At 33.2% G+C, this 23,446-nt stretch carries 20 protein-coding genes; 15 read left to right on the top strand and 5 right to left on the bottom strand.

The features are described 5' to 3' along the window. The first annotated feature begins 211 nt into the window (after positions 1-211). The 5 genes from J3S90_RS08515 (at position 212) to J3S90_RS08495 (ending at position 7,445) form a co-directional block, all read left to right on the top strand. Complete coding sequence (locus tag J3S90_RS08515) at positions 212-904, top strand: SIR2 family NAD-dependent protein deacylase (protein ID WP_210645819.1); 693 nt, start codon at positions 212-214, stop codon at positions 902-904. A gap of 110 nt (positions 905-1,014) precedes the next feature. Continuing rightward, the gene (gene purB, locus J3S90_RS08510; protein ID WP_188051224.1) at positions 1,015-2,361 is read left to right on the top strand and encodes an adenylosuccinate lyase; all 1,347 of its coding nucleotides are present in this window, start codon (positions 1,015-1,017) and stop codon (positions 2,359-2,361) included. A 185-nt stretch (positions 2,362-2,546) separates the two neighbouring features. Beyond that, the gene (locus J3S90_RS08505; RefSeq protein ID WP_210645818.1) at positions 2,547-4,784 is read left to right on the top strand and encodes a cation:proton antiporter domain-containing protein; all 2,238 of its coding nucleotides are present in this window, start codon (positions 2,547-2,549) and stop codon (positions 4,782-4,784) included. A gap of 164 nt (positions 4,785-4,948) precedes the next feature. After that, a complete protein-coding gene (locus J3S90_RS08500; protein WP_210645817.1) occupies positions 4,949-5,554 on the top strand; it encodes an NAD(P)H-dependent oxidoreductase in 606 nt (201 codons plus the stop codon). A gap of 1 nt (position 5,555) precedes the next feature. Then, positions 5,556-7,445 (top strand): monovalent cation:proton antiporter-2 (CPA2) family protein, encoded by a 1,890-nt coding sequence (locus tag J3S90_RS08495; protein ID WP_188051221.1) that lies wholly within the window; start codon positions 5,556-5,558, stop codon positions 7,443-7,445. A 107-nt stretch (positions 7,446-7,552) separates the two neighbouring features. On the opposite strand, the gene J3S90_RS08490 is transcribed toward J3S90_RS08495, so the two are convergent. Then, positions 7,553-9,016 carry an aminoacyl-histidine dipeptidase gene (locus J3S90_RS08490; protein WP_210645816.1) on the bottom strand — a complete coding sequence of 488 codons (1,464 nt, stop codon included), beginning with the start codon at positions 9,014-9,016 and terminating at the stop codon, positions 7,553-7,555. A gap of 109 nt (positions 9,017-9,125) precedes the next feature. Here J3S90_RS08490 and J3S90_RS08485 point away from each other — a divergent pair, with 109 nt between their 5' ends. Then, the gene (locus J3S90_RS08485; RefSeq protein ID WP_210645815.1) at positions 9,126-10,187 is read left to right on the top strand and encodes a DUF3810 domain-containing protein; all 1,062 of its coding nucleotides are present in this window, start codon (positions 9,126-9,128) and stop codon (positions 10,185-10,187) included. A gap of 272 nt (positions 10,188-10,459) precedes the next feature. On the opposite strand, the gene J3S90_RS08480 is transcribed toward J3S90_RS08485, so the two are convergent. Next, positions 10,460-11,764, bottom strand: a complete 1,305-nt coding sequence (locus J3S90_RS08480) for an NAD(P)/FAD-dependent oxidoreductase (RefSeq protein WP_210645814.1) — start codon at positions 11,762-11,764, stop codon at positions 10,460-10,462. Positions 11,765-12,150: 386 nt separating this feature from the next. Here J3S90_RS08480 and J3S90_RS08475 point away from each other — a divergent pair, with 386 nt between their 5' ends. The 9 genes from J3S90_RS08475 to J3S90_RS08435 all read left to right on the top strand — a co-directional run bounded on the left by J3S90_RS08475 (position 12,151) and on the right by J3S90_RS08435 (position 19,238). Then, positions 12,151-12,654, top strand: a complete 504-nt coding sequence (locus J3S90_RS08475; protein WP_188051217.1) for an RNA polymerase sigma factor — start codon at positions 12,151-12,153, stop codon at positions 12,652-12,654. Further along, a complete protein-coding gene (locus J3S90_RS08470) occupies positions 12,651-13,250 on the top strand; it encodes a hypothetical protein (protein ID WP_210645813.1) in 600 nt (199 codons plus the stop codon). The genes J3S90_RS08475 and J3S90_RS08470 overlap by 4 nt, the downstream gene beginning before the upstream one ends. A gap of 203 nt (positions 13,251-13,453) precedes the next feature. Further along, a complete protein-coding gene (thrS, locus tag J3S90_RS08465; protein ID WP_210645812.1) occupies positions 13,454-15,400 on the top strand; it encodes a threonine--tRNA ligase in 1,947 nt (648 codons plus the stop codon). A 16-nt stretch (positions 15,401-15,416) separates the two neighbouring features. Next, positions 15,417-15,974, top strand: coding sequence for a translation initiation factor IF-3 (gene infC / locus J3S90_RS08460; RefSeq protein ID WP_370566874.1), 558 nt, complete (start codon positions 15,417-15,419; stop codon positions 15,972-15,974). A 136-nt stretch (positions 15,975-16,110) separates the two neighbouring features. Further along, a complete protein-coding gene (gene rpmI, locus J3S90_RS08455; protein ID WP_022827375.1) occupies positions 16,111-16,308 on the top strand; it encodes a 50S ribosomal protein L35 in 198 nt (65 codons plus the stop codon). Positions 16,309-16,482: 174 nt separating this feature from the next. Further along, entirely contained in the window at positions 16,483-16,827 is a 345-nt protein-coding gene (gene rplT / locus J3S90_RS08450) for a 50S ribosomal protein L20 (RefSeq protein WP_121365987.1), read from the top strand. Positions 16,828-16,927: 100 nt separating this feature from the next. After that, positions 16,928-17,497: a Crp/Fnr family transcriptional regulator gene (locus J3S90_RS08445; RefSeq protein WP_188051214.1), complete on the top strand. Its 570-nt coding sequence runs from the start codon at positions 16,928-16,930 to the stop codon at positions 17,495-17,497. A 79-nt stretch (positions 17,498-17,576) separates the two neighbouring features. Further along, complete coding sequence (locus tag J3S90_RS08440; RefSeq protein WP_210645870.1) at positions 17,577-18,011, top strand: carboxymuconolactone decarboxylase family protein; 435 nt, start codon at positions 17,577-17,579, stop codon at positions 18,009-18,011. A gap of 423 nt (positions 18,012-18,434) precedes the next feature. After that, positions 18,435-19,238, top strand: coding sequence for an endonuclease/exonuclease/phosphatase family protein (locus J3S90_RS08435; RefSeq protein WP_210645811.1), 804 nt, complete (start codon positions 18,435-18,437; stop codon positions 19,236-19,238). 94 nt (positions 19,239-19,332) lie between these two features. On the opposite strand, the gene J3S90_RS08430 is transcribed toward J3S90_RS08435, so the two are convergent. The 3 genes from J3S90_RS08430 to J3S90_RS08420 all read right to left on the bottom strand — a co-directional run bounded on the left by J3S90_RS08430 (position 19,333) and on the right by J3S90_RS08420 (position 23,341). Continuing rightward, positions 19,333-20,595, bottom strand: a complete 1,263-nt coding sequence (locus J3S90_RS08430) for an asparagine synthetase B (RefSeq protein ID WP_210645810.1) — start codon at positions 20,593-20,595, stop codon at positions 19,333-19,335. A 103-nt stretch (positions 20,596-20,698) separates the two neighbouring features. Then, entirely contained in the window at positions 20,699-22,243 is a 1,545-nt protein-coding gene (gene dnaB, locus J3S90_RS08425) for a replicative DNA helicase (RefSeq protein ID WP_210645809.1), read from the bottom strand. A gap of 144 nt (positions 22,244-22,387) precedes the next feature. Further along, positions 22,388-23,341, bottom strand: a complete 954-nt coding sequence (locus tag J3S90_RS08420) for an acetyl-CoA carboxylase carboxyltransferase subunit alpha (RefSeq protein ID WP_210645869.1) — start codon at positions 23,339-23,341, stop codon at positions 22,388-22,390. Positions 23,342-23,446: the final 105 nt, after the last annotated feature.

Genomic DNA, 23,446 nt, shown 5'->3' with positions numbered 1-23,446 from the left:
TTTGGCAAAAATAGTAAAAAAGAGTAGCTTTATCACTTTAGAATTGGCTTGTTCAATCTTCAATTTTTATTTGTGAATAGAAATTGATTTATGAATTTTTGCAGAATTTGCGTGAGGGATAGAGGCGATATCCTTTTCTGTACTTTTTAGGCCAGCAAAGATAAAGCCAAAAGCCCGGTCGCTTTTGCGAACACGCCCAAATAAAAAAAATATGAAAAAGAAATTAGTAGTCTTAACGGGAGCGGGAATTAGTGCAGAAAGCGGAATTAAAACTTTTCGAGATAGTGACGGACTTTGGGAAGGTCACAACGTAATGGATGTTGCAACGCCGGAAGGTTGGCGTAAAAATCCAGCTTTAGTATTAGATTTTTATAATCAAAGACGCAAACAGCTCAAAGAAGTTGAACCCAATCTAGGACATCAAATTTTAGCGGAATTAGAAAAGGAATTTGAGGTGTATATAATTACTCAAAATGTAGATGATTTGCATGAGCGTGCTGGAAGTACAAATGTTTTACATCTTCATGGCGAATTATTAAAAGTGAGAAGTGAAACAAACCTAAATTATATTTTGGATTGGTATGAGGATTTAAATTTTGGCGATGTGGATGACGAGAAAAATCAATTGAGACCACATATTGTTTGGTTTGGAGAGGACGTTCCTGCGCTTGATCGAGCTTTGGAAATTACACAAAGTGCCGATTTTTTTGCTGTAATTGGAACTTCTTTACAGGTTTATCCTGCTGCTGGATTAATCGATTTTACAGCTCGTGAAATACCGATTTTTTATATTGATCCTAAGCCAATAAAAATCCCTAATCTTAGAAATCCATTGCAAGTAATTCCAGAAGTAGCCTCAAAAGGTGTTGAAATTATGAGAAATAAGTTGCGTTCTTTTATTTAAAAAACAAAAAACAGAGAAAGTAGGGCTTTATCTAATTCAAATGTTATAAATCATACGGCTATTTTCTAATATCTGCTTATATTTGCGACTTTCGAACAAACAACTAAACAATGACTACTTTAAACGAATTGAATGCTATATCACCAATTGACGGTAGATATAGAAACAAGACTATTTCACTGGCTCCATTTTTCTCTGAAGAAGCTTTAATCAAATACCGCGTATTGGTTGAAATTGAATATTTCATTGCTTTGTGCGAAACGCCTTTACCTCAACTTGCAAACGTAAACCCAGATTTATTTGAGAGTTTACGTGCTATTTACAAAAATTTCTCTACTGAAGATGCACTTTGGATTAAAGAAACGGAGAAAGTCACGAATCATGATGTAAAAGCAGTTGAATATTTCATTAAAGATGCTTTTGAAAAACTAGGTTTATCAGAATATAAGGAGTTTATCCACTTTGGATTGACTTCTCAAGATATAAATAATACCGCAATTCCGCTTTCGACAAAAGAAGCTTTTGAGAAAGTATATATGCCATCGTTGATCACTTTGACTTCAAAATTAAAGGATTTAAGCATCGAATGGGCGGCTATTCCAATGCTAGCACGCACGCACGGACAGCCAGCTTCTCCTACTCGTTTGGGTAAAGAAATTGGCGTTTTTGTAGAACGTTTAGAAGAGCAAATGCGTTTGTTGTTTAATATACCTTTTGCAGCTAAATTTGGTGGAGCAACAGGAAACTACAATGCTCATCATGTAGCGTATCCACAAATTGACTGGAGAAAGTTTGGTGGAAAATTTGTGGAAGAAAATTTAGGTTTGCACCACTCCTTCCCTACTACACAAATTGAACATTACGATCACTTTGCAGCATTTTTTGATGCGTTAAAAAGAATTAACACTATCATTATAGATTTAGACAGAGATATTTGGACGTATGTTTCAATGGAATATTTTAAACAAAAAATAAAAGCAGGAGAAATAGGATCTTCAGCAATGCCGCATAAAGTTAACCCAATTGATTTTGAAAATTCAGAAGGAAATTTAGGAATTGCTAATGCTATTTTTGAACACTTATCTGCAAAATTACCATTGTCAAGATTACAACGCGATTTGACAGACAGTACGGTTTTAAGAAACATAGGAGTTCCAATGGGACATACTTTGATAGCATTTGAAGCAACATTAAAAGGTTTAAATAAATTATTATTAAACGAACCTAAATTTCACGAAGATTTAGAGAAAAACTGGGCCGTTGTTGCCGAAGCTATTCAAACCATATTGCGTAGAGAAGCGTATCCAAATCCTTATGAAGCTCTGAAAGGATTAACTAGAACCAATGAGGCGATTGACAAGAAAGCCATTCATGGTTTTATAGCAACACTTGACGTATCGGCAGAAATTAAAGCAGAATTAATGCAAATTACTCCTAGTAATTTCTTGGGAATATAAATACTACATTTTCTAATTAAAATAATCAATTCCCATTAAAAAGAACAAAACACTTCTTTTTAATGGGAATTTTTCATTTAAATCGTACTATAAACGCTCGTTTTAACAAAACATACTGTTATAAAAAAAATATTTTATATATCTTACCAAAATACAGAAAACCATAAAAAAACGAATAAACGCCTATGAGTACCGCAGAAACAGTAGCAAATGTATCACTCCATTTAGAACCCTTAATTAGTGATTTAGGATTAATATTAATGACAGCTGCTGTTGCAGTTTTATTATTTAAAAAAATAAAACAACCGCTGGTTTTAGGTTATTTGATTGCTGGATTTTTAGCGGGAAATCATTTTGATTTTTTCCCTTCTGTAAAAGATTTAAAAAGTGTAGAAGTTTGGGCTGAAATTGGAGTAATCTTTTTACTGTTTAGCTTAGGGCTCGAATTTAGTTTTAAAAAACTAATGAAGGTGGGCGGATCAGCATCAATTACCGCGGTCACACAAATAATTGCGATGATTGCAATAGGATATATGGTAGGACAATGGATCGGCTGGAAACCCATGGACAGTGTATTTCTAGGAGTTATTCTTTCTGTTTCATCCACGACAATTATTCTCAAAACCTTTGAAGAACTAGGTGTAAAAACACAAAAATTTGCTGGAATAGTTATAGGTTCTTTAATTGTACAAGATATTGTTGCTATTTTAATGATGGTATTACTCTCAACTATAGCTGTAAGCCAACAATTTTCAGGAACGGAATTATTACTATCGGTATTAAAATTGATTTTCTTTTTAACCATTTGGTTTGTAGGAGGGATTTTTTTCATTCCCACTTTACTAAAAAAAGCAAAGAACATATTAACTGACGAAATGCTGTTAATAGTCTCTCTTGCTTTATGTTTAATGATGGTTATTCTAGCCGCTAATGTTGGTTTTTCTCCTGCTTTGGGTGCTTTTATAATGGGATCTATTATTGCCGAAACGACACAAGCAGAACATATTGAACATTTGGTAAAACCGGTAAAAGATCTTTTTGGAGCGGTATTTTTTGTTTCTGTAGGAATGTTAATTAATCCAGATACTTTATATGAATATGCTTTTCCAGTAGCGATATTAACAGTTGTAGTTATCATAGGACAATCGATTAGCTCAACAGCAGGCGCTTTACTTTCGGGTTTACCTCTAAAACAATCAGTCCAAACAGGAATGAGTTTATCTCAAATAGGGGAATTCTCTTTTATCATAGCCACACTAGGAATGTCGCTAAAAGTAACCAGTGATTTCCTCTATCCTATTGTGGTGGCAGTATCTGCAGTAACGACTTTTACGACGCCTTTTATGATTAAATTTTCCACTCCATTTTCTGAATATTTAGAAAAGAAATTACCACGAAGATGGATTAAACGAATTGAAAGATATAGTGCCAATGCACAGTCAATCAAATTAGTGACCAATTGGCAAATAGTGGTTCGCGCTTTTTTAACCCAAGTAATTATACACTCGGTAATTATCGTAGCAATGATATTGCTTTCTTCTAAATATATTTTACCATTGGTAGAAGTAACTCAATACGGAAATATCTTTGGCGCCTTAATTACTTTAGTAATAATATCACCTTTTTTATGGGCATTATCCTTACGACGTGTAGCAGTAAAAGAGGTGGCAATTTTAAGAGAAGAACGCAAATACCGCGCTCCAATTTTGATGATGATCTTATTGAGAATGGTTTTAGCACTTTTTTATATTGGCTTGTTACTTAATATCTTTTTTTCGCCTATAATTGCTTTCGTAGCCTTGATAGTAGTGGTATTTGGTTACTTTATTTTCCCTAAAAAACTAAATGCACATTACCATAAAATTGAAGATCATTTTCTAAGAAATCTAAATGCTAGAGAAATCAAAAAAGCAGTTAGAAGCCGAAGTGATTTAACACCTTGGGATGGACACATGTCTACTTTTGAAATTGCTCCAACTTCAAATGTAGTGGGAAAAACACTAGAAGAGTTACGAATTAGAGAGCAATTAGGTATTAATATCGCCTTTATCAAACGAGGTGAATTCACTATAAATATTCCCAATAAAAATGAGCGTCTGTTTCCAGGCGACGAAATTTGTATCATTGGAACCGATAATCAAGTCAAAGATTTTAAACTTTATTTGCATCAAAATGAAATTGAACTTCCTGAAATTATTGAAACTGATATTATCCTAAAGCAACTAGAAATTAAAGAAGAAGAATTTATAGGCGCTACAATTAGGGAATCACAGCTTCGTGAAAAAACAAATGCTCTGATTGTAGGAATTGAAAGAAGCGGAAAAAGAATTCTTAATCCCGAATCAAACATGATTTTAGAAAAAAATGATATTCTTTGGGTGGTAGGGAGTAAAAAATTATTAAATATATTTTTCAAAAATTAATAGTTTTATCTCCTTTTAATGAATCCTGTCACCCTATCTTTTTGTCTGACAGGATTTACTTTTCAATAAAGATTAGAATTAATCAATATTTTATATCTTTCCATCTCATAAAACAAACAAAACGACTATAAATCAACTAAATAGACTTAATCCTAAAGGACTTTATGCCAAAAAATAAAATATTAATCTTGTTTTCCCATCCCTTATTCGAAAAATCTCATGCGAATAAAGCGTTGGTAGAAAATATTCCCAATTCAGAAAACATCACTTTTCATGATTTATATGAGGAATATCCCGATTTTGATATTGATGTAAAACGCGAACAAGCATTGTTAAGTGAGCATGACATCATTATATGGCATCATCCCATGTATTGGTACAGTTGCCCGCCACTAATGAAGCAGTGGATTGACATGGTTTTAGAATACAATTGGGCTTATGGAAAAAAAGGGAAAGCCTTGCAGGATAAAATTATTTTTCAAGTCATTACTACCGGCGGAGATAAAGAAAATTATTGCGAAACAGGTAGTCATCGTTATAGTATTTTAGAACTATTAGAACCATTTAATCAGACGGCAAAAGTGTGTAACATGCTATATTTACCTCCTTTTGTCGTACATGGAACTCACAATATGACACAAGAGGATTATTCTAAAAACGGCATAGTTTATGGCTATTTTTTAGATTATCTAGAAAACAATATTATAGATTCTGAGGGAATTTTGCAATACCATTATTTAAACGAGTGGTTCGCAACAATACAAGTTTAATATGGAAACTGATTTTTTATTACAAGCAATCATCTATTTAGCAGCAGCCGTAATTTGTGTACCTATTGCAAAAAAATTAGGCTTAAGTTCTATTTTAGGATATTTATTAGCGGGAATAGTAATTGGTCCTTACGTACTTGGATTTATTGGTCAAGAAGGTCAAGATATTATGCACTTTGCTGAATTTGGGGTGGTAATGATGTTATTTTTGATTGGTCTAGAACTAGAGCCTCGGAAGTTTTGGAAAATGCGAAAATTCATTCTCGGTATAGGTTCTGCACAATTAGCAGGTACAACACTAATTTTATTCTTGGGATTCCTCTTTTTTATGGATTGGAATTGGAAAACAGGATTGGCTATTTCACTGGCATTAACACTATCCTCGACTGCAATTGTATTGCAAACCTTAAAAGAAAAGGGATTATTAAACACCTCATTAGGAAGATCCTCATTTGCAGTTTTACTATTTCAAGATATTGCCGTAATCCCTATCCTAGCTTTTTTACCACTTTTATCAACAGTTAATATTGATGTAACCAATGACGGACCCCAATCATTGATTGCGGGTTTTCCTAGTTGGTTACAAACGGTAATTGTATTGGGAATCATATCTACTATTTATTTTGCTGGCCGTTATGTTCTTGTTCCTATATTACACATTATTGCAAAAACTAGATTACAGGAATTATTTACTGCCTCTGCTTTATTATTGGTAGTTGGTGTTTCGTATTCCATGCAATTAGTAGGCCTAAGTCCTGCACTTGGTGCTTTTATGGCAGGAGTCGTATTGGCAAACTCAGAATTTAGACATGAATTAGAAGGTGATATTGCTCCTTTTAAAGGATTACTTTTGGGGCTTTTCTTCTTGGGAGTTGGCGCTTCCATAAACTTTCAATTAATTCTCAACGATCCTATTTTTATTTTTGTTTTTGGAGCCATTTTAACATTGGTAAAATTTACTGTTTTATTCTTTATTAGTAGATTTAATAAAAAAAAGACAGATCAAAATTTTCTCTTTGCTTTTGGATTGAGTCAAGCGGGAGAATTTGGTTTTGTGATCATGAGCTTCTGTATGCAATTGAATATCATTCCAACTATTCTAGCCAATCAAGTAATGGCTGTCATTGCCATGAGCATGGTAGCGACTCCTTTTTTGTTGTTAATAAATGAAAAACTCATTTATCCATTTACCAGAAATAGAGAAAGAGCTACTGGACCAAAAAAAGAAAATGATTATATAGATGAACCTACTCCCGTTATCATTGCAGGTTTTGGTCATTTTGGAAGTACTGTAGGACGGTTGTTAAAAGCCAATAAGGTAAAACTAACCATTCTAGATTACGATTCGGAGCGTATTGATTTATTAAGAAAAATGGGGTTTAAAGTCTATTATGGTGACGCCACACGATTGGAATTATTAAAAGCAGCGGGTTGTGAAAATGCAAAACTTTTTATAGCTGCAATTGATAATCCAACGGTCAATTTGCAAGTGATTGAAACCTTAAAAAAGCATTTTCCAAATTTAAAAATCCTAACACGTGCTCGAAACCGAAATGATGCCTATGAACTCATTGATCATCAAGTTAAACATATTTATAGAGAAACGTTATACAGTGCGGTAAATATGGGTGTTGATGCGTTAGTTGCATTAGGACATCGCAAATATTCAGCCACAAGACAAGGACAACAATTTATAAAATACGACGAAATTACAACTAAAAAATTAGCTGAAAAAAGGCACGATAAAATGGCCTATATGATTACAATGAAAGAGGAAGTAGATTTACAAGAACAACTTCTTAAGACTGATATTTATTCGCAAGTTGCCGCAACAAACCACAGTTGGGATAGCGAGCATCTAAAAAATAACTTAGCCGACAATAACGAATAACATGAAAGTTTCGCTTATTTTTTTAAATTTTAAAATGAAATTAAATAAAAAAGCATAATTAAAATCCAAAAGGGAAATTAATTATGCTTTTTTTTATACTTAAAAAATTATTTTACTGGAATATTAGCTAAAATTTCTAAAACAAATTTCCAGAATTTCTGAGAAGAGGTAATACTAGCTCTTTCGTCTGGTGAATGCGCACCGTGAATAGTTGGACCAAAAGAAATCATATCCATTTCTGGATAATTAGTTCCAAGGATTCCACATTCTAAACCGGCGTGACAAGCTACCACCTGAGGTTTTTCGTTATTTTGTTTTTCATAGATTCCAACCAAAACATCTAATATTTCTGATTCTGAATTAGGAGTCCATCCAGGATATGAACCTGAAAACTCTACTTCGCAACCCATCAATTCAAATGCAGAACGCAAAGCGTTAGCCAAATCGAATTTAGAGGTTTCAACAGAAGAACGTGTTAGACATTGTACAGAAAGTTGTCCATCGCCTAAAACTACTTTTGCTATATTATTTGATGTTTCTACCAGATTATCAAAATCGGCACTCATTCTGTAAACGCCATTATGAGCGGTGTACATCGATCTTACAAAATAAAACTGTGCAATAGACGGCATTACTTTAGCAGGAGCAACATCCATTTTTTCAAAAACAACTTCTAAATCAGGTTCTGTAGTTTTGAATTCTGTTTTTATTTCGTTTACAATTTGTTGCATATCAAAAACAAATGCTTCATCATAAACTCCCGCAATACTAACTTTAGCAGTACTTTCACGCGGAATTGCATTACGCAAACTACCTCCAATTATCTCCGAAATTTGCAATCCAAAATTATCAAAACCATCAAATAACAAACGGTTCATGATTTTGTTAGCATTCCCCAAACCTTTGTGGATATCCATTCCTGAATGTCCCCCTTTCAAACCTTTAACCGTAATGGTATATCCTACTGAACCTTCAGGAGTTTCCTCTTCATCATATTCTGCAGTTGCAGTTACATCAATTCCTCCAGCACAACCAATATCAATTTCATCATCTTCTTCAGTATCCATGTTCAACAAAATCTGACCTTGTAAAACACCTCCTTTAAGATTTAAAGCTCCAGTCATTCCTGTTTCTTCATCAATAGTAAACAAAGCTTCGATAGCAGGATGCGGAATATCGGTACTTTCTAAAATTGCCATGATAGCCGCAACTCCAAGACCATTATCGGCACCAAGAGTAGTTCCTCTTGCACGAACCCAATCCCCATCAACATACATATCGATTCCTTGCGTGTCAAAATCAAAAACGGTATCGTTATTTTTTTGATGCACCATGTCTAAATGTCCTTGAAGCACAATTGCTTTTCGGTTTTCCATTCCTGCCGTAGCCGGTTTACGAATAATTACGTTACGGATTTCATCTTCAAAAGTTTCCAATCCAAGGCTTTCGCCGAATTTCTTCATGAATTCAATTACGCGATCTTCTTTTTTAGAAGGGCGAGGAACAGCATTCAAATCAGCAAATTTATTCCAAAGTGCTTTTGGCTCTAGATTTCTTATTTCTTGACTCATTTATTTTAGTTTCAGGTTTTACAATTTAAGATTCCAAAGTTACAAAGTTTAAATTCTTTTTCAGTACTAATTGATATTGTAATTATATTTACATTTAGAAAAACATACTGTGAAACGCAAATACATTCTTCCTTTCTTTTTACTGTTGCAAATAGTACTCTTGAAAATCATTCCCTATTTTCCTGAAGTTGTAGAACATTATTATAGTAACGGAATCTACCCTATTATTTCTAAAATTGAACGAATTGTTTTAGGCATCATTCCCTTTTCTATTGGTGATATCCTTTATTTTGTACTTATTATTCTAGGAATAAAATGGCTATTTGCAAAAAGAAAAACGTGGAAATTAGATTGGAAAAATAATATTTTGGCAGTTTTAAGTTTTCTGTCTATTTTTTATTTTTGCTTTCATATGCTTTGGGGTTTTAATTATTACCGCCAACCTCTCTTTGAAAAAATGTCAATTGAGCGTGATTATTCTGATGCCGATCTTTTGGCTTTCACCAAAAAAATTATTGCTAAAACAAATGCTGTCCATAATCTGATTACTAAAAATGATAGTTTGAAAGTCGTAGTTCCTTATTCTCAAGAACAGGTTTTTAAAATGAGTTTGAATGGATATAAAATGCTTTCAAATCAATATGCATTCTTTGACTATAAAAATCCAAGCATCAAAAAATCATTATTCAGCTTACCACTAACTTATATGGGTTTTGGTGGATACTTGAATCCGTTTACCAATGAGGCGCAAGTAAATTATCTTGGTCCGATGTATAGTTTTCCGATGACAACTAATCATGAAATGGCGCACCAAATGGGTTTTGCCAGCGAAAGCGAATGTAATTTTATCGGTTTTCTATCTTGTGTAAATAATGAAGATTATTATATTCAGTATTCTGGCTATAGTAATGCTTTGCGTTATTGTTTGGGAAATTGGTACGCAAGAGATGAAAAAGTTTATGATGAATTATTAAAAACAGTTCACCCCGGAATTTTGAAAAATTATAAAGAAAGTGAACTTTTCTGGAAACAGTATGACACCATTATTGATGAAGGTTTTCATGCTTTTTATGATCAATTTCTAAAAGCGAATCAGCAACAAGACGGTTTAGAGAGTTATAGCAAATTCGTGAATTTGATGGTCAATTATTATAAGGAAAGAGAGTTTTGAAATCCTCTCCCCCAACCCCTCTCCGAAGGAGAGAGGAGCCGAAACTGGAATAAATTTATTGTATAATTCTAACTTAGAAAAAGAAAAAACAATTTATGATACCATCATGTAATCAGCATCGCTGAGATACTTTCTTCGTCAGTATGACAAAATAAAGCTATAGACTATTTTAAATAATAAGTAAAATTTAATTTTGAACTTGATTTTTGCTACTGATATTGACTTTTGAAATTGTTATCTACTTTTGAAATTGATTTTTGAAATTAAACCCTTTATATCTCGTCGCTAATAAAAGTCGTAAAACTTTTCTTTTTATAAGGTCTAATAATCAATCGGCCTTCACGATCAAAACGGATGTAATTGTAAACCCAATTTAGGAAAACCACGGCTTTATTTTTGAATCCGATAAGTGAAAATAAGTGAACAAACATCCAAACAAACCAAGCAAATACACCACTAAAATGATAATGAGGCAAATCGACCACGGCTTTATTTCTACCAATTGTTGCCATGGAGCCTTTGTCATTATACTCGAAAGCTTTGATAGGTTTGTTTTGAATTAATTTAAGCAAGTTTTCCCCCAATAATCTTCCTTGTTGCAAAGCAGGTTGTGCCATCATAGGATGTCCTTGCGGATAAGCTTCTGACTCCATAGAAGCAATATCGCCCAAAGCAAAAATATCGCTGTAACCCACCACTTGATTGAATTCGTTTACTCGAATGCGTTCTACTTTTTCTACCAATGATTTACTGTCTAATCCCGCAACGATTGCTCCTTGCACTCCTGCGGTCCATATTACGGTAGCGGTATCAAAAATCAAATCAGAATTAGTGGTTATTGTACGACCGTCGTAATTAGTAACACGAACATTTTTCCAAATTTTGACACCAAGATTCGTTAAAAACTTTTCTGCGGCAGCTGAGGATTTCTCACTCATGGTGTTTAGGATTCGGTCTCCGCTCTGAATCAAGTTGATTTGCATTTTGGCAATATCAAGATCGGGATAATCTTTTTGTAGAATCGCTTTTTTCATTTCAGCAAGAGCTCCAGAAAGTTCTACTCCTGTTGGTCCTCCACCAACAAGAACAAAATTAATAAGGCTGTTTTGCTCTGCTACATCTTTAGTTAGAACTGCTTGTTCGAAATTCTCTAAAATCAGACTTCTAATATTAAGCGATTGCGGTATGGTTTTCATCGCCATACTATTGCGTTCCATTTCTTTATTTCCAAAATAATTGGTTTTAGAACCCGTTGCTATTACCAGATAATCATAACTTAATTCTCCAATTTCAGCGATTACTTTTTTGTTTTTGGTATCAATTTCTTCTACATTAGTGAGTCTAAAATAAAAATCATCATATTCCTGAATTACTTTCCTAATTGGATAGGCAATAGAACCTGCTTCGAGTCCGCCAGTTGCGACTTGATACATCAAAGGTTGAAAATTATGATAGTTGTGTTTGTCTAACAGCACAACCTGTACTTTTTTATTTTTGAGTTTTTTGGCTAATGCAATTCCGGCGAAACCGCCACCTATAATCACTATTCTTGGTAAAGTTGAATTTGGGATATTCATATATATTGAGGATGCTGAAATTAAGAGTGGCTAATATACGAAGTAATATCCTCTTTTTTAATTTATCTCCGAAGGTGAGGCGAGTCTAGCCTTGAGAAAAAATAGATTTCTGATTGTAGATCAACGATTTTTGCTTGCAGATTTAAACTAATTATTAGGAACTTTTTTTAAATAATTTACTTTTATTAAAACGTGTAATGAAAATAAAATGATGTAATTAGCCCCGATTGTAGCGGCATCCCTTGCTGATGTTGTGCGGAGCAACAGCAACAGCGAGGATATAGCGTAAAGCGGGACAACTCGTTGTTAAGTATTAAAAAATTGGTGCTCCTAAAAAAAAGACTGTCCTTTGTAACAAAACCGATCATTGGATTACTAACGTATGTATGAGTGATAATCTAGAACATTCTTTTGTAAAGCAGTTGCGCGAAAATCAGAATATAATCCACAAAATATGTAGGTTATATACTAACGACGACGACGCTCACAAGGATTTGTTTCAAGAAATTACGATTCAGTTGTGGAAGGCATTTCCGAAGTTTAGAGGCGACAGTAAGTTTTCTACTTGGGCATATCGAGTCGCTCTGAATACGGCGATCACTTTGTATAGAAAAACCAAACGTTCTATAAACACAGTAGAATTTGAAGGGCGTCAACATTTTCTGAATGATGTAGAATACGATTATGAGGAGGAAGAACAATTAAAACTAATGTACCAAGCGGTTTACCAACTGAATGACATTGAGAAAGCGTTGATATTTATGTATCTTGAAGACAAAGATTATCATGAAATATCAGAAACATTAGGGATAAGCGAAGTAAATGCTCGCGTAAAAATGAATAGGATAAAAGGGAAATTAAAAAAAATATTAAATCCATTAGGAATATGAAAGAGCTGGATTTACTAAAAAAAGATTGGCAAAAGATTGATAATTCTTTTGTACAAGTATCGGAAACTGAGATTTACAAAATGATTCATAAAAAATCATCTTCCATTGTGAAGTGGATTTTTATAATTAGTATTTTAGAATTTATAGTTTTGAATTCGCTGAGCTATTTAATGCCGAATGAAAAAATAAGCGATTCTACAATTGTGGAGCTAGTAATTAGTATTTTAGATTATTTTAGCTACGGAGTGGCACTATTTTTTATGTATTTATTTTATAGAAATTACCGTTCTATATCCGTTACTTCGAATACAAAAAAATTAATGGAATGCATTTTAAACACCAGAAAAACAGTACGCTATTATATTATTTTTAATATATTGCTTGTATTTGTTATGTCAATAGTGGTGTTTTTTAATGAGTTTCAAATTGAATATGCCAACAACAATGGAGCAAAAATGATTTTCATATGCCTGTTAATGCTGTTTTTTATAGCACTTATAATTGGTGTTGTATGGCTTTTTTATCAATTAATTTACGGAATCTTATTAAAGAAGTTGAATAGAAATTATGTAGAATTAAAGAAAATTGATCTGTAAATGATTTCCTTGAATTACAAATTAAAATCTGCATTACTGTATTTCACAAGCTTCTTTTATTTAAATGAATGCTAGTTTTCATGCTTAATCACACTATTTTTACAATACTTTTATATTTTGTAAAGTTTAGACTAACAAACCTTGGCTATTTATTGGTTGTCTTTTTCTAATCATCTATCTTTGCATTCATAAAATTTTAAAAAATGATTAAGATTACTTTACCCGATGGGTCAATTAGAGAGTATGCTTCTGATGTAAGTCCAATGGATGTTGCGAAAAGCATAAGTGAAGGATTTGCTAGAAACGTGATTTCGGCTTCTTTTAATGGTACAACTATTGAGACCACTACTCCATTGACGACGGACGGAAATCTTACATTATACACTTGGAATGATGAGAATGGTAAGAAAGCTTTTTGGCATTCTACTTCTCACGTAATGGCACAAGTTTTAGAAGAAATGTATCCTGGAATTAAATTAACACTAGGACCTGCAATTGCCAATGGATTTTATTATGACGTAGATTTTGAAGATCATAAAATTACAGATGCTGATTTCAAAAAAATTGAAGACCGCGTTCTAGAAATTTCAAGAGGAAAGCACGAATTTAAATTACGTCCGGTTTCTAAAGCAGCAGCTTTAGAATTATACAAAGACAATGTTTATAAAACAGAATTAATTACTAATCTTGAGGACGGAACAATTACATTCTGCGATCATGATACGTTTACTGATTTATGTCGCGGTGGTCATATTCCAAACACTGGAATTATCAAAGCGATGAAAATTATGAGTGTTGCTGGTGCTTACTGGCGTGGTGATGAGAAAAACAAGCAATTGACACGCGTTTACGGAACATCATTCCCTAAACAAAAAGATCTTACAGAATATCTAGCATTATTAGAAGAAGCGAAACGCAGAGATCATAGGAAATTAGGGAAAGAGCTTGAGTTGTTTGCTTTTTCAGCAAAAGTAGGTCAAGGTTTACCATTATGGTTACCAAAAGGAGCTGCTTTAAGAGATCGTTTAGAGCAATTTTTGAAAAAAGCACAGAAAAAAGGGGGTTACGAACAAGTAGTAACACCGCATATTGGTCAGAAAGAATTATATGTAACTTCTGGTCACTATGCAAAATATGGTGCAGATAGCTTTCAACCGATAAGTACACCGCATGAAGGAGAAGAGTTTTTGTTAAAACCAATGAACTGTCCGCATCACTGTGAAATTTATAATGTAAGACCATGGTCATACAAAGATTTACCAAAACGTTACGCTGAGTTTGGAACTGTTTACAGATACGAACAAAGTGGTGAATTACATGGTTTAACTCGTGTACGTGGGTTTACTCAGGATGATGCGCATATTTTTTGTACTCCAGATCAACTAGATGAGGAATTCAAGAAAGTAATTGACCTTGTCCTTTATGTATTTGGTTCTTTAGGATTCGAGAATTTTACTGCTCAGATTTCATTAAGAGACAAAGAAAACAGAGAAAAATATATTGGTACCGATGAAAATTGGGAAAAAGCAGAGAATGCAATTATAAGCGCTGCAGCCGATAAAGGATTGAATACGGTTATTGAATATGGTGAAGCCGCTTTTTATGGTCCGAAATTAGATTTCATGGTCAAAGATGCTTTAGGAAGACAATGGCAATTAGGAACAATTCAGGTAGATTACAACCTACCGGAACGTTTTGATTTGACATACAAAGGTTCTGACAACGAATTACATAGACCTGTAATGATTCACAGAGCGCCATTTGGCTCAATGGAACGTTTTATAGCAATTTTATTAGAGCATACTGCAGGAAATTTCCCATTGTGGTTAATGCCAGAACAGGCTATAATATTGTCTTTGAGCGAGAAATATGAAATATATGCGAAAAAAGTTTTAGATTTGCTAGAAAATCACGAAATTCGCGCCCTCATAGATAACAGAAACGAAACTATTGGTAAGAAAATCAGGGATGCCGAAATGCAAAAAATCCCATTCATGCTGATCGTTGGTGAAGAAGAAGAGAAAAATGGAACAGTTTCTATCCGCCGTCATGGTCAGGAAGGAAAAGGAAATATTACAATTACAATCGATGAATTTGCTGCAATTGTAAATGATGAAATCAGCAAAACATTAAAAGTATTTACAGTTTAACTTAAATTATAAAGTCATAGCAATAAGAAGCAACAGAGGTTACCAACCTCGCGTAGAAAAAAAAGATGCCCATAGAATAAACGGCCTTATTCGTGGTATACAAGAAGTACGACTTGTAGGTGAAAACATAGAGCCTGGAGTTTTTAAACTTACAGAAGCTTTGCGTTTAGCAGATCAATTTGAACTGGATTTAGTTGAAATCTCACCTAATGCAGAGCCGCCAGTTTGTAAAATCATGGATTACAAGAAATTTGTTTACGAACAAAAGAAACGTGATAAAGTCCTAAAAGCAAAGTCTACTCAGGTAACTGTGAAGGAAATTCGTTTTGGACCTCAAACCGATGAGCATGATTACGAATTCAAGAGAAAGAACGCTGAAAAATTCTTAAAAGAGGGCGCAAAATTAAAAGCATTTGTTTTCTTTAAAGGACGTTCTATTATCTATAAAGATCAAGGTCAAATCTTATTATTAAGATTAGCGACGGATCTAGAAGAATTTGGTAAAGTTGAAGCGATGCCAGTTCTAGAAGGAAAGAGAATGATTATGTTCATTGCTCCTAAGAAGAAGAAATAGTCCTCCCCCAACCCCTCCGAAGGAGGGGAGAAAGGATAGGGAGTAAATAATAACACTTCTCGGCTCCCTCTCCTTCGGGGAGGGCTGGGGAGGGGAAAGATAAGTAAGTAAGAATAAATTAAAACACTAGGAAAAAATGCCTAAAATGAAAACCAAATCTAGCGCCAAGAAACGTTTTAAAGTTACTGGTTCTGGAAAGATTAAAAGAAAGCATGCTTTTAAAAGTCACATCTTGACTAAAAAATCTAAAAAACGTAAATTAGCATTGACTCACTCTGCGCTAGTTCACAAAACAGATATGAAAAGTATTAAACAACAATTAAGAATTATCTAATAAGTCTAAAGTTAGAAAGTCTTAAAGTCCAAAGTTAATTACTTTCGACATTTGACTTTTGACATTTGACTAAAGATTTCTTTAGGTTAAAACAATTTAAAATAACCTTGGAGTATGGCCATTAAGTGCTTTTGATTAAATTCAGGCCGCCTGCTACAAAAAAACAATAAAATTATGCCAAGATCGGTAAATTCAGTTGCTAAAAGAGCAAGAAGAAAAAAAATAATGAAGCAAGCCAAAGGTTTCTTTGGTAGACGTAAAAACGTTTGGACAGTTGCTAAGAACGCGGTAGAGAAAGCAATGTGCTACGCTTACCGTGACAGAAAAGTGAATAAAAGAAATTTCCGTGCTTTATGGATTCAACGTATCAACGCTGGAGCTAGATTGGAAGGAATGTCTTATTCTCAATTCATGGGTAAAGTGAAAAAGCATAACATCGAATTGAACCGTAAAGTTCTTGCAGATTTAGCTATGAATCACCCAGAAGCTTTCAAAGCAATACTTAATAAAGTAAAATAAACGTTTTATCAACATAATTTAGATTACTTACTTATATAAAAAACTCATTCGTTACGGCGAATGAGTTTTTTTTTGCTTTACAAAGATTATATTTGTTTTCATGAATAGTTTAATTTCCCACATCCAAAAGTTTATTCCTTTGAATAATGAAGAGGCCGAAATTGTGTTGTCTTATTTTAAAATCGAAAAATTTAAAAAGAAACAACTCTTATTACAAGAAAATCAAATCTGTAATAAACAATATTTCATTGTAAATGGGTGTGTTCGCTTTTACATTAATACTACAAAAGGAACTGAACAAACTACTCAATTTGGAATTGAAAATTGGTGGATAACCGACTATTTAAGTTTTCAATACCTAACGCCTTCCTCTTTTAATATTCAAGCCATTGAGAACATAGAAATACTTTCTATAGAGAGAAATTCATTTGAAGCTTTATTAGAACGATTGCCTAAATTAGAAAAATACTTTAGATTAGTACTTCAAAAATCTTTTGGTGCAGCACAAGTTCGTATTAAATATCTTTTTACGATGTCAGCCGAAGAGCGATTTCATCACATGAATGACTATTTTCCTGAATTTATTCAACGGGTTCCTCAATATATGATCGCTTCCTATTTGGATTTTTCTGCAGAATTTATGAGCAAAATTCGCTCCGGAAAAGTTTGATTTACTTTTCTTGAAGTACTTCAAGTTTTTCGAAAACATATTACCGCAACTTTGTAATGAATTTAAAAACACATTCATGATGCAAACAAGAGTAAACATTTTACAAACGCAACCAGAAGCTTATAAAGCAATGATGGGATTAGAAAAATATATTGCTTCTACGTCCTTAAGTTCTACTCATAAAGAACTCATTAAAATCAGAGCTTCTCAAATTAACGGCTGTGCTTATTGTATTAATATGCATACTAAAGAGGCTAGGAAAAAAGGCGAAACAGAACAAAGAATTTATCTATTGAACGCTTGGAGGGAGACTAATCTATACACAACTGAAGAACAAGCAATTCTTGCAATGACTGAAGAGGTGACTTTGATTCAAAATAAGCTATCTAAAGCAACTTATGAACAAGCAAAATCACTTTTTGATGAAAGATACATTGCAGAAATAATCATGATGATTACAACAATTAATGCTTGGAATCGTATAGCAATTGCAACAACAATGCCTCTTGATTAATTTTTTCTAAAATCCCAATCGAAAAGGTTGGGATTTAGTTTAAAAACATTTATTTATCGTCCTAAATACATAGATTTTTAATTAACCTTGTATTACAATTCAAAACTGAATTTATTTGAAAAATTTTTATTTTATAATAATAATAATAATAATAACCACAAGCAATCACAATCCTTATTTCAAAGCAATTGATAATGTAAGGTTACAATACGGTATGTGAATTAAAATAAATTCAAAATCTATAAAACTTATCAAGAAAGCACTCTTATAAAAAAGATAATAAAATTAGTAATTAAAGAAGACTTTTTGATTTCAAAATAAACCTGTTCTCTGCTAATATTTCATACTAAAACTTAACTAAATATTTTTTATATATGAAATAATAAACGTTATTTGGTTGCTATTTAAATTCTAACAAAGGATATGAAATTACTCTTTTCAATACTTTTTTTCTTTATTTTCTCCTTTGCTTTCCCCCAAGTCAAACTTCTTTCTTGGAATATTGAAAACCTTGGCAAATCTAAATCAGATTCTACGTTAACATTCATTGCTAAAACAATCAAGAACTACGATATCATAGCCATTCAAGAAGTAGTCGCTGGAGTTGGCGGCGCACAAGCAGTTGCAAAACTAGTAGAAAGACTGAATGGAACGGGAGTAAAATGGGATTATACTATTAGTGATCCAACTAGTAGTAGCGCTTATAAAACAGAACGATATGCTTTTATATGGAAAACAAATACTGTAAAGAAAATAGGAAAAGCATGGCTGGAACAAAAATACCATTTAGAGATTGATCGCGAACCTTACTACTGCACATTTCAATATCAAAATAAACAATTTACAGTAGTTAACTTTCATGCCATTACAAAAAACAGACAACCAGAAACCGAAATTAAATATTTTAAGTTTCTACCTAATGAATATCCTGACTTGAACTTAATTTTTGTGGGTGATTTTAATTGTCCTCAATCCCATACTGTTTTTAATCCTTTGAAAAAAATGGGATACAAATCTATTTTAGTAGGCCAAAAAACTTCGTTGAAAAAAGATTGTAAAATTGATATTTGTTTGGCTTCTGAATTTGATAATATGTATTTTAATGTTGCCCAAATTAAGCACCTTAATTCTGGAGTAATTCATTTTTACAAAAACTTCAACTCGCTTAATGAATCCCGAAAAATATCGGATCATATTCCTATTTGGTTTGAATTTTTATTAAATTAAAACTCTATTTAAAAATAGAATTGAGAATCTTAAAAAGTCAGTATAAATTATTTTACTAAAAAGGAATCATATACTCCAATGAATAATAAAAAAACTAAGTTTTCATTTTTTTCTTTCTTGCTGCTGGGAACAATACATTATTAAGAATTAAGCGGTAACCAGGTGAATTAGCATGTAAATCAAGTACAGTAGGCGGATCACCCACTTGATGTTGAAAATCTTCGGGATCATGTCCTCCGTAAAAAGTAAACATTCCTTTCCCTTTTTGACCGTGTATGTAGCGAGCTTCACCATTTAATTCACAACTTCCCATCACCAAGACATTTGATTTTATAAGTTCTGAATCAAAAGCAGTTGTTTGTCCCATAAAACCTTTAACAAGTTGGGTATGATTCTGACAAAGCATACTAGGAATAGGATCCCATTTTGCAGAAAATTCCATGAGTGTAAAATAATCTTTCTCCATCGGAATTTTTCTTTTTGTAGTCATATCTATATCTGAAAATTCATATATTTCAGGTCTTCTTTCTAAAGTAAAATCTTTGAAAGCGAAAGAATTATTATAATTTATCTTCGATTGATAATTGCCTTCGCTTGCATCACCATCAAACATAGCCTCACAAATATCAAGACCATCTGCTGCCAAGGCGATATCAAAACTATCTGTTGCGGAGCACATGGCAAACATGAATCCGCCACCAATTACAAAATCCCTAATTTTTTTGGCAACAGCTCCTTTTTCTTGCGACACTTTTGGATAGCCTAATTTAATAGCAAGTGCTTCAGATTCTTTCTTTTGATCAATATACCAAGGTACATTTTTGTAAGCACCATAAAACTTCCCGTACTGTCCTGTAAAATCTTCATGATGCAAATGCAACCAATCGTAAAGTAAAAGTTGATCACTTAAAACTTCTTCATCATATATAGCTGTAAAAGGAATTTCGGCATAAGTTAATACAAGAGTAACGGCATCATCCCAAGGTTTCTTTCCCTTAGGTGTATAAACAGCAATCTTGGGTGCTTTTTCTAAAAGAACAGATTCCATATTTTGAGAAGGACTCGCTATTTGGTTTAAAATACTTACTTGTTCTGCATCAGAAATAATTTCAAAACTTACTCCTCTAATTTGGCATTCTTTTCGGATTTCTGGCGCATCCGGTAGTAAGAAAGAACCGCCTCTATAATTGAGTAACCAACTCGCTTTGTAGTTCTTGTCGAGACACCAAAATGTAATTCCATACGCTTTTAAATGATTTTGTTGCGTAGTCTCATCCATTGGTACCAGAATAAAGGAACCTCTAACCGAAAAGGAAAGAAAAAGTATAAAAACCCATAGTGACTTTGTGAAAGACATTGCTATTTTTTTATTTCAAAGATAAACGAATTTACGGGACTACATAAATAAAAAAAACGCCCCTTATATCTAAGAGGCGGTTTTTTTTTAATAGGTTTAGCAGTTAAAACGGAACGTCACTGTCGTCATCCGAATCATTAAAATTACTACCAAAAGCCTCATTAGCTGACGGTAAATTTTTTGTAATAAAAGGATTGTCATCTTGGTTCATACTCGAAGGCAAATCATCATAACCACCGCTATGATCTTCTAAATTGTCAAATTTACCAAGGTGTCCAATAAACTTTAATCGAACATTTTCTATACTACCATTACGGTGTTTTGCTATCATTATTTCAGCTTGTCCAGCAGTTGGTGAAGCTTCATCATCATCCCATTCGTCAATTTTATAATATTCTGGACGGTATAAAAACGATACAATATCAGCATCTTGCTCAATCGCTCCAGATTCACGTAAATCAGACAGCAAAGGTCTTTTACTTGATCCACGGGTTTCTACAGCACGAGACAATTGCGAAAGTGCAATTACAGGTACATTTAACTCCTTTGCTAATGCTTTTAAGTTTCTAGAAATGGTAGAAATCTCTTGCTCTCTATTTCCTCCACCTTTTCCGTTTCCTCCAGCAGTCATCAATTGCAAATAATCAACAATAATAATACGGATTCCATGTTGCGAAACTAAACGTCTGGCTTTTGCTCTTAAATCGAAAATCGAAAGCGACGGTGTATCATCAATAAAAAGAGGTGCTTTTTCTAAATTCTTTACTTTAGTACTTAATTGTTCCCATTCATGTTTCTCTAATTTTCCTGTACGCAATTTCTCGGATGACAAACCTGTTTCGGATGAAATTAAACGAGTAATCAATTGTACTGAAGCCATCTCTAAAGAGAATAAGGCAACAGGCATTCCGAAATCTATAGCCATATTTCTAGCCATAGATAATACAAAAGCTGTTTTTCCCATTGCAGGTCTCGCTGCAATAATAATTAAATCACTTGGCTGCCAACCCGAAGTAATCTTGTCTAATTTATCAAAACCAGTAGCTACACCACTTAATCCTTCTTGGCCAGCAATTTCTTCAATACGTTTTTTGGCTTGTAAAACTAAACTCTGAGCAGTCTCAGAACTTCTTTTTATATTTCCTTGAGTAACTTCATATAATTTTGATTCTGCACGGTCTAATAAATCAAAAACATCGGTTGTTTCGTCATAAGAATCTTCGATAATTTCAGTTGAAATTCGAATCAAACTTCGTTGAATGAATTTTTGAAGTATAATTCTAGAGTGAAATTCGATGTGTGCCGATGAAGATATCTTTTGAGTTAACTGAATTAGATAAAAATCGCCTCCTGCTAATTCTAATTTAGCATTTTTTTTAAGTTGTGCAGAAACGGTTAATAAGTCAATAGGCTGTGTTTCTGTAAAGAGCTGAACAATAGCCTCAAAAATATGCTTGTGCGCTTCCTTGTAAAAAGCATCAGGTTGCAAAATGTCTATTACATCATCAACCCCTTTTTTATCAATCATCATCGCACCCAACACAGCTTCTTCTAAATCAAGAACTTGCGGCTGTAATTTGCCTTTTTCAAGACTAATTATAGTAGTTTTATCAACCTTGACAGGACTAATATTTCTAAAGTTTTCCATAAAGCGAAAGTAACAAAAATTAAAAAAAGATAACGTTTGAGTTGTTACAAATACATGTTCATAACTAACTATTTTTTGTTTATAACCCAAAAAAAATCCGCCTCATTAGTAAACGAGACGGATTATATATGCTACTAAATTATTTTACTCCCTGTAAACACCCATTTCGCAGTATTTTTCCATTCGCTTCTCAATCAGTTTCTCTGTTGATAAGTCTTTCAGTTCATTATATCCTTTCATGATATATTGCTCTACCGTTTTAAAAGCAGTCTCTCTATCGTAATGAGCACCACCTAATGGCTCAGGAATAATATCATCTACTAATTTTTGTCTTTTCATATCAGCAGAAGTTAATTTCAAAGCTTCCGCAGCTTGTTCTTTATATTCCCAACTTTTCCATAGAATAGAAGAACATGATTCTGGAGAAATAACAGAATACCAAGTGTTTTCCATCATGTAAACCTTATCTCCTACACCGATCCCTAAAGCTCCACCAGAAGCTCCTTCACCCACTATAACAGTGATAATAGGCACTTTTAAGCGAACCATTTCGAAAATATTTCTAGCAATAGCTTCCCCTTGTCCTCTTTCTTCCGCTTCTAATCCTGGATACGCACCTGGAGTATCTATCAAAGTTAGGACAGGAATTCCAAATTTTTCCGCCATTTTCATCAATCGCAATGCTTTTCTATATCCTTCTGGATTTGCCATCCCAAAGTTACGAAACTGACGCGTTTTAGTATTGAATCCTTTTTGTTGTCCAACAATCATAAATGATTGTCCATCAATTTTTCCTAAACCACCAATCATGGCTTTATCATCCTTAAAACCTCTGTCTCCAAAAAGTTCTAAAAAAGTATCGCCACATAAAGCGCGTACATGATCCATTGTGTAAGGACGACTAGGATGCCTTGAAAGTTGAACACGTTGCCAAGCAGTCAAGTTTTTATATATACTTCTTTTAGTCTCTTCTAGTTTTTTGTTGATTTGTTTGCAAGTATTCGTTACATCAACATCTGATTCTTGTCCAATAACTAGACATTTATCTAACTGCTCTTCTAATTCTTTTATAGGAAGCTCAAAATCTAAATATTCCATAGGATTTTTGCGTTTTTGTTTTATTTGGATTGGCAAATATAAAATTTTAAATCGTTCAAAATGGCTATTTGTCTATTTATGTGTAAAAAATCAATAGTTTAAAGT

Source organism: Flavobacterium flabelliforme (genome assembly GCF_017948675.1).
Lineage (GTDB): Bacteria > Bacteroidota > Bacteroidia > Flavobacteriales > Flavobacteriaceae > Flavobacterium > Flavobacterium pygoscelis.
Note: the sequence above shows the minus strand (reverse complement) of the source record. Positions and strands in the feature narration are given on the sequence as shown.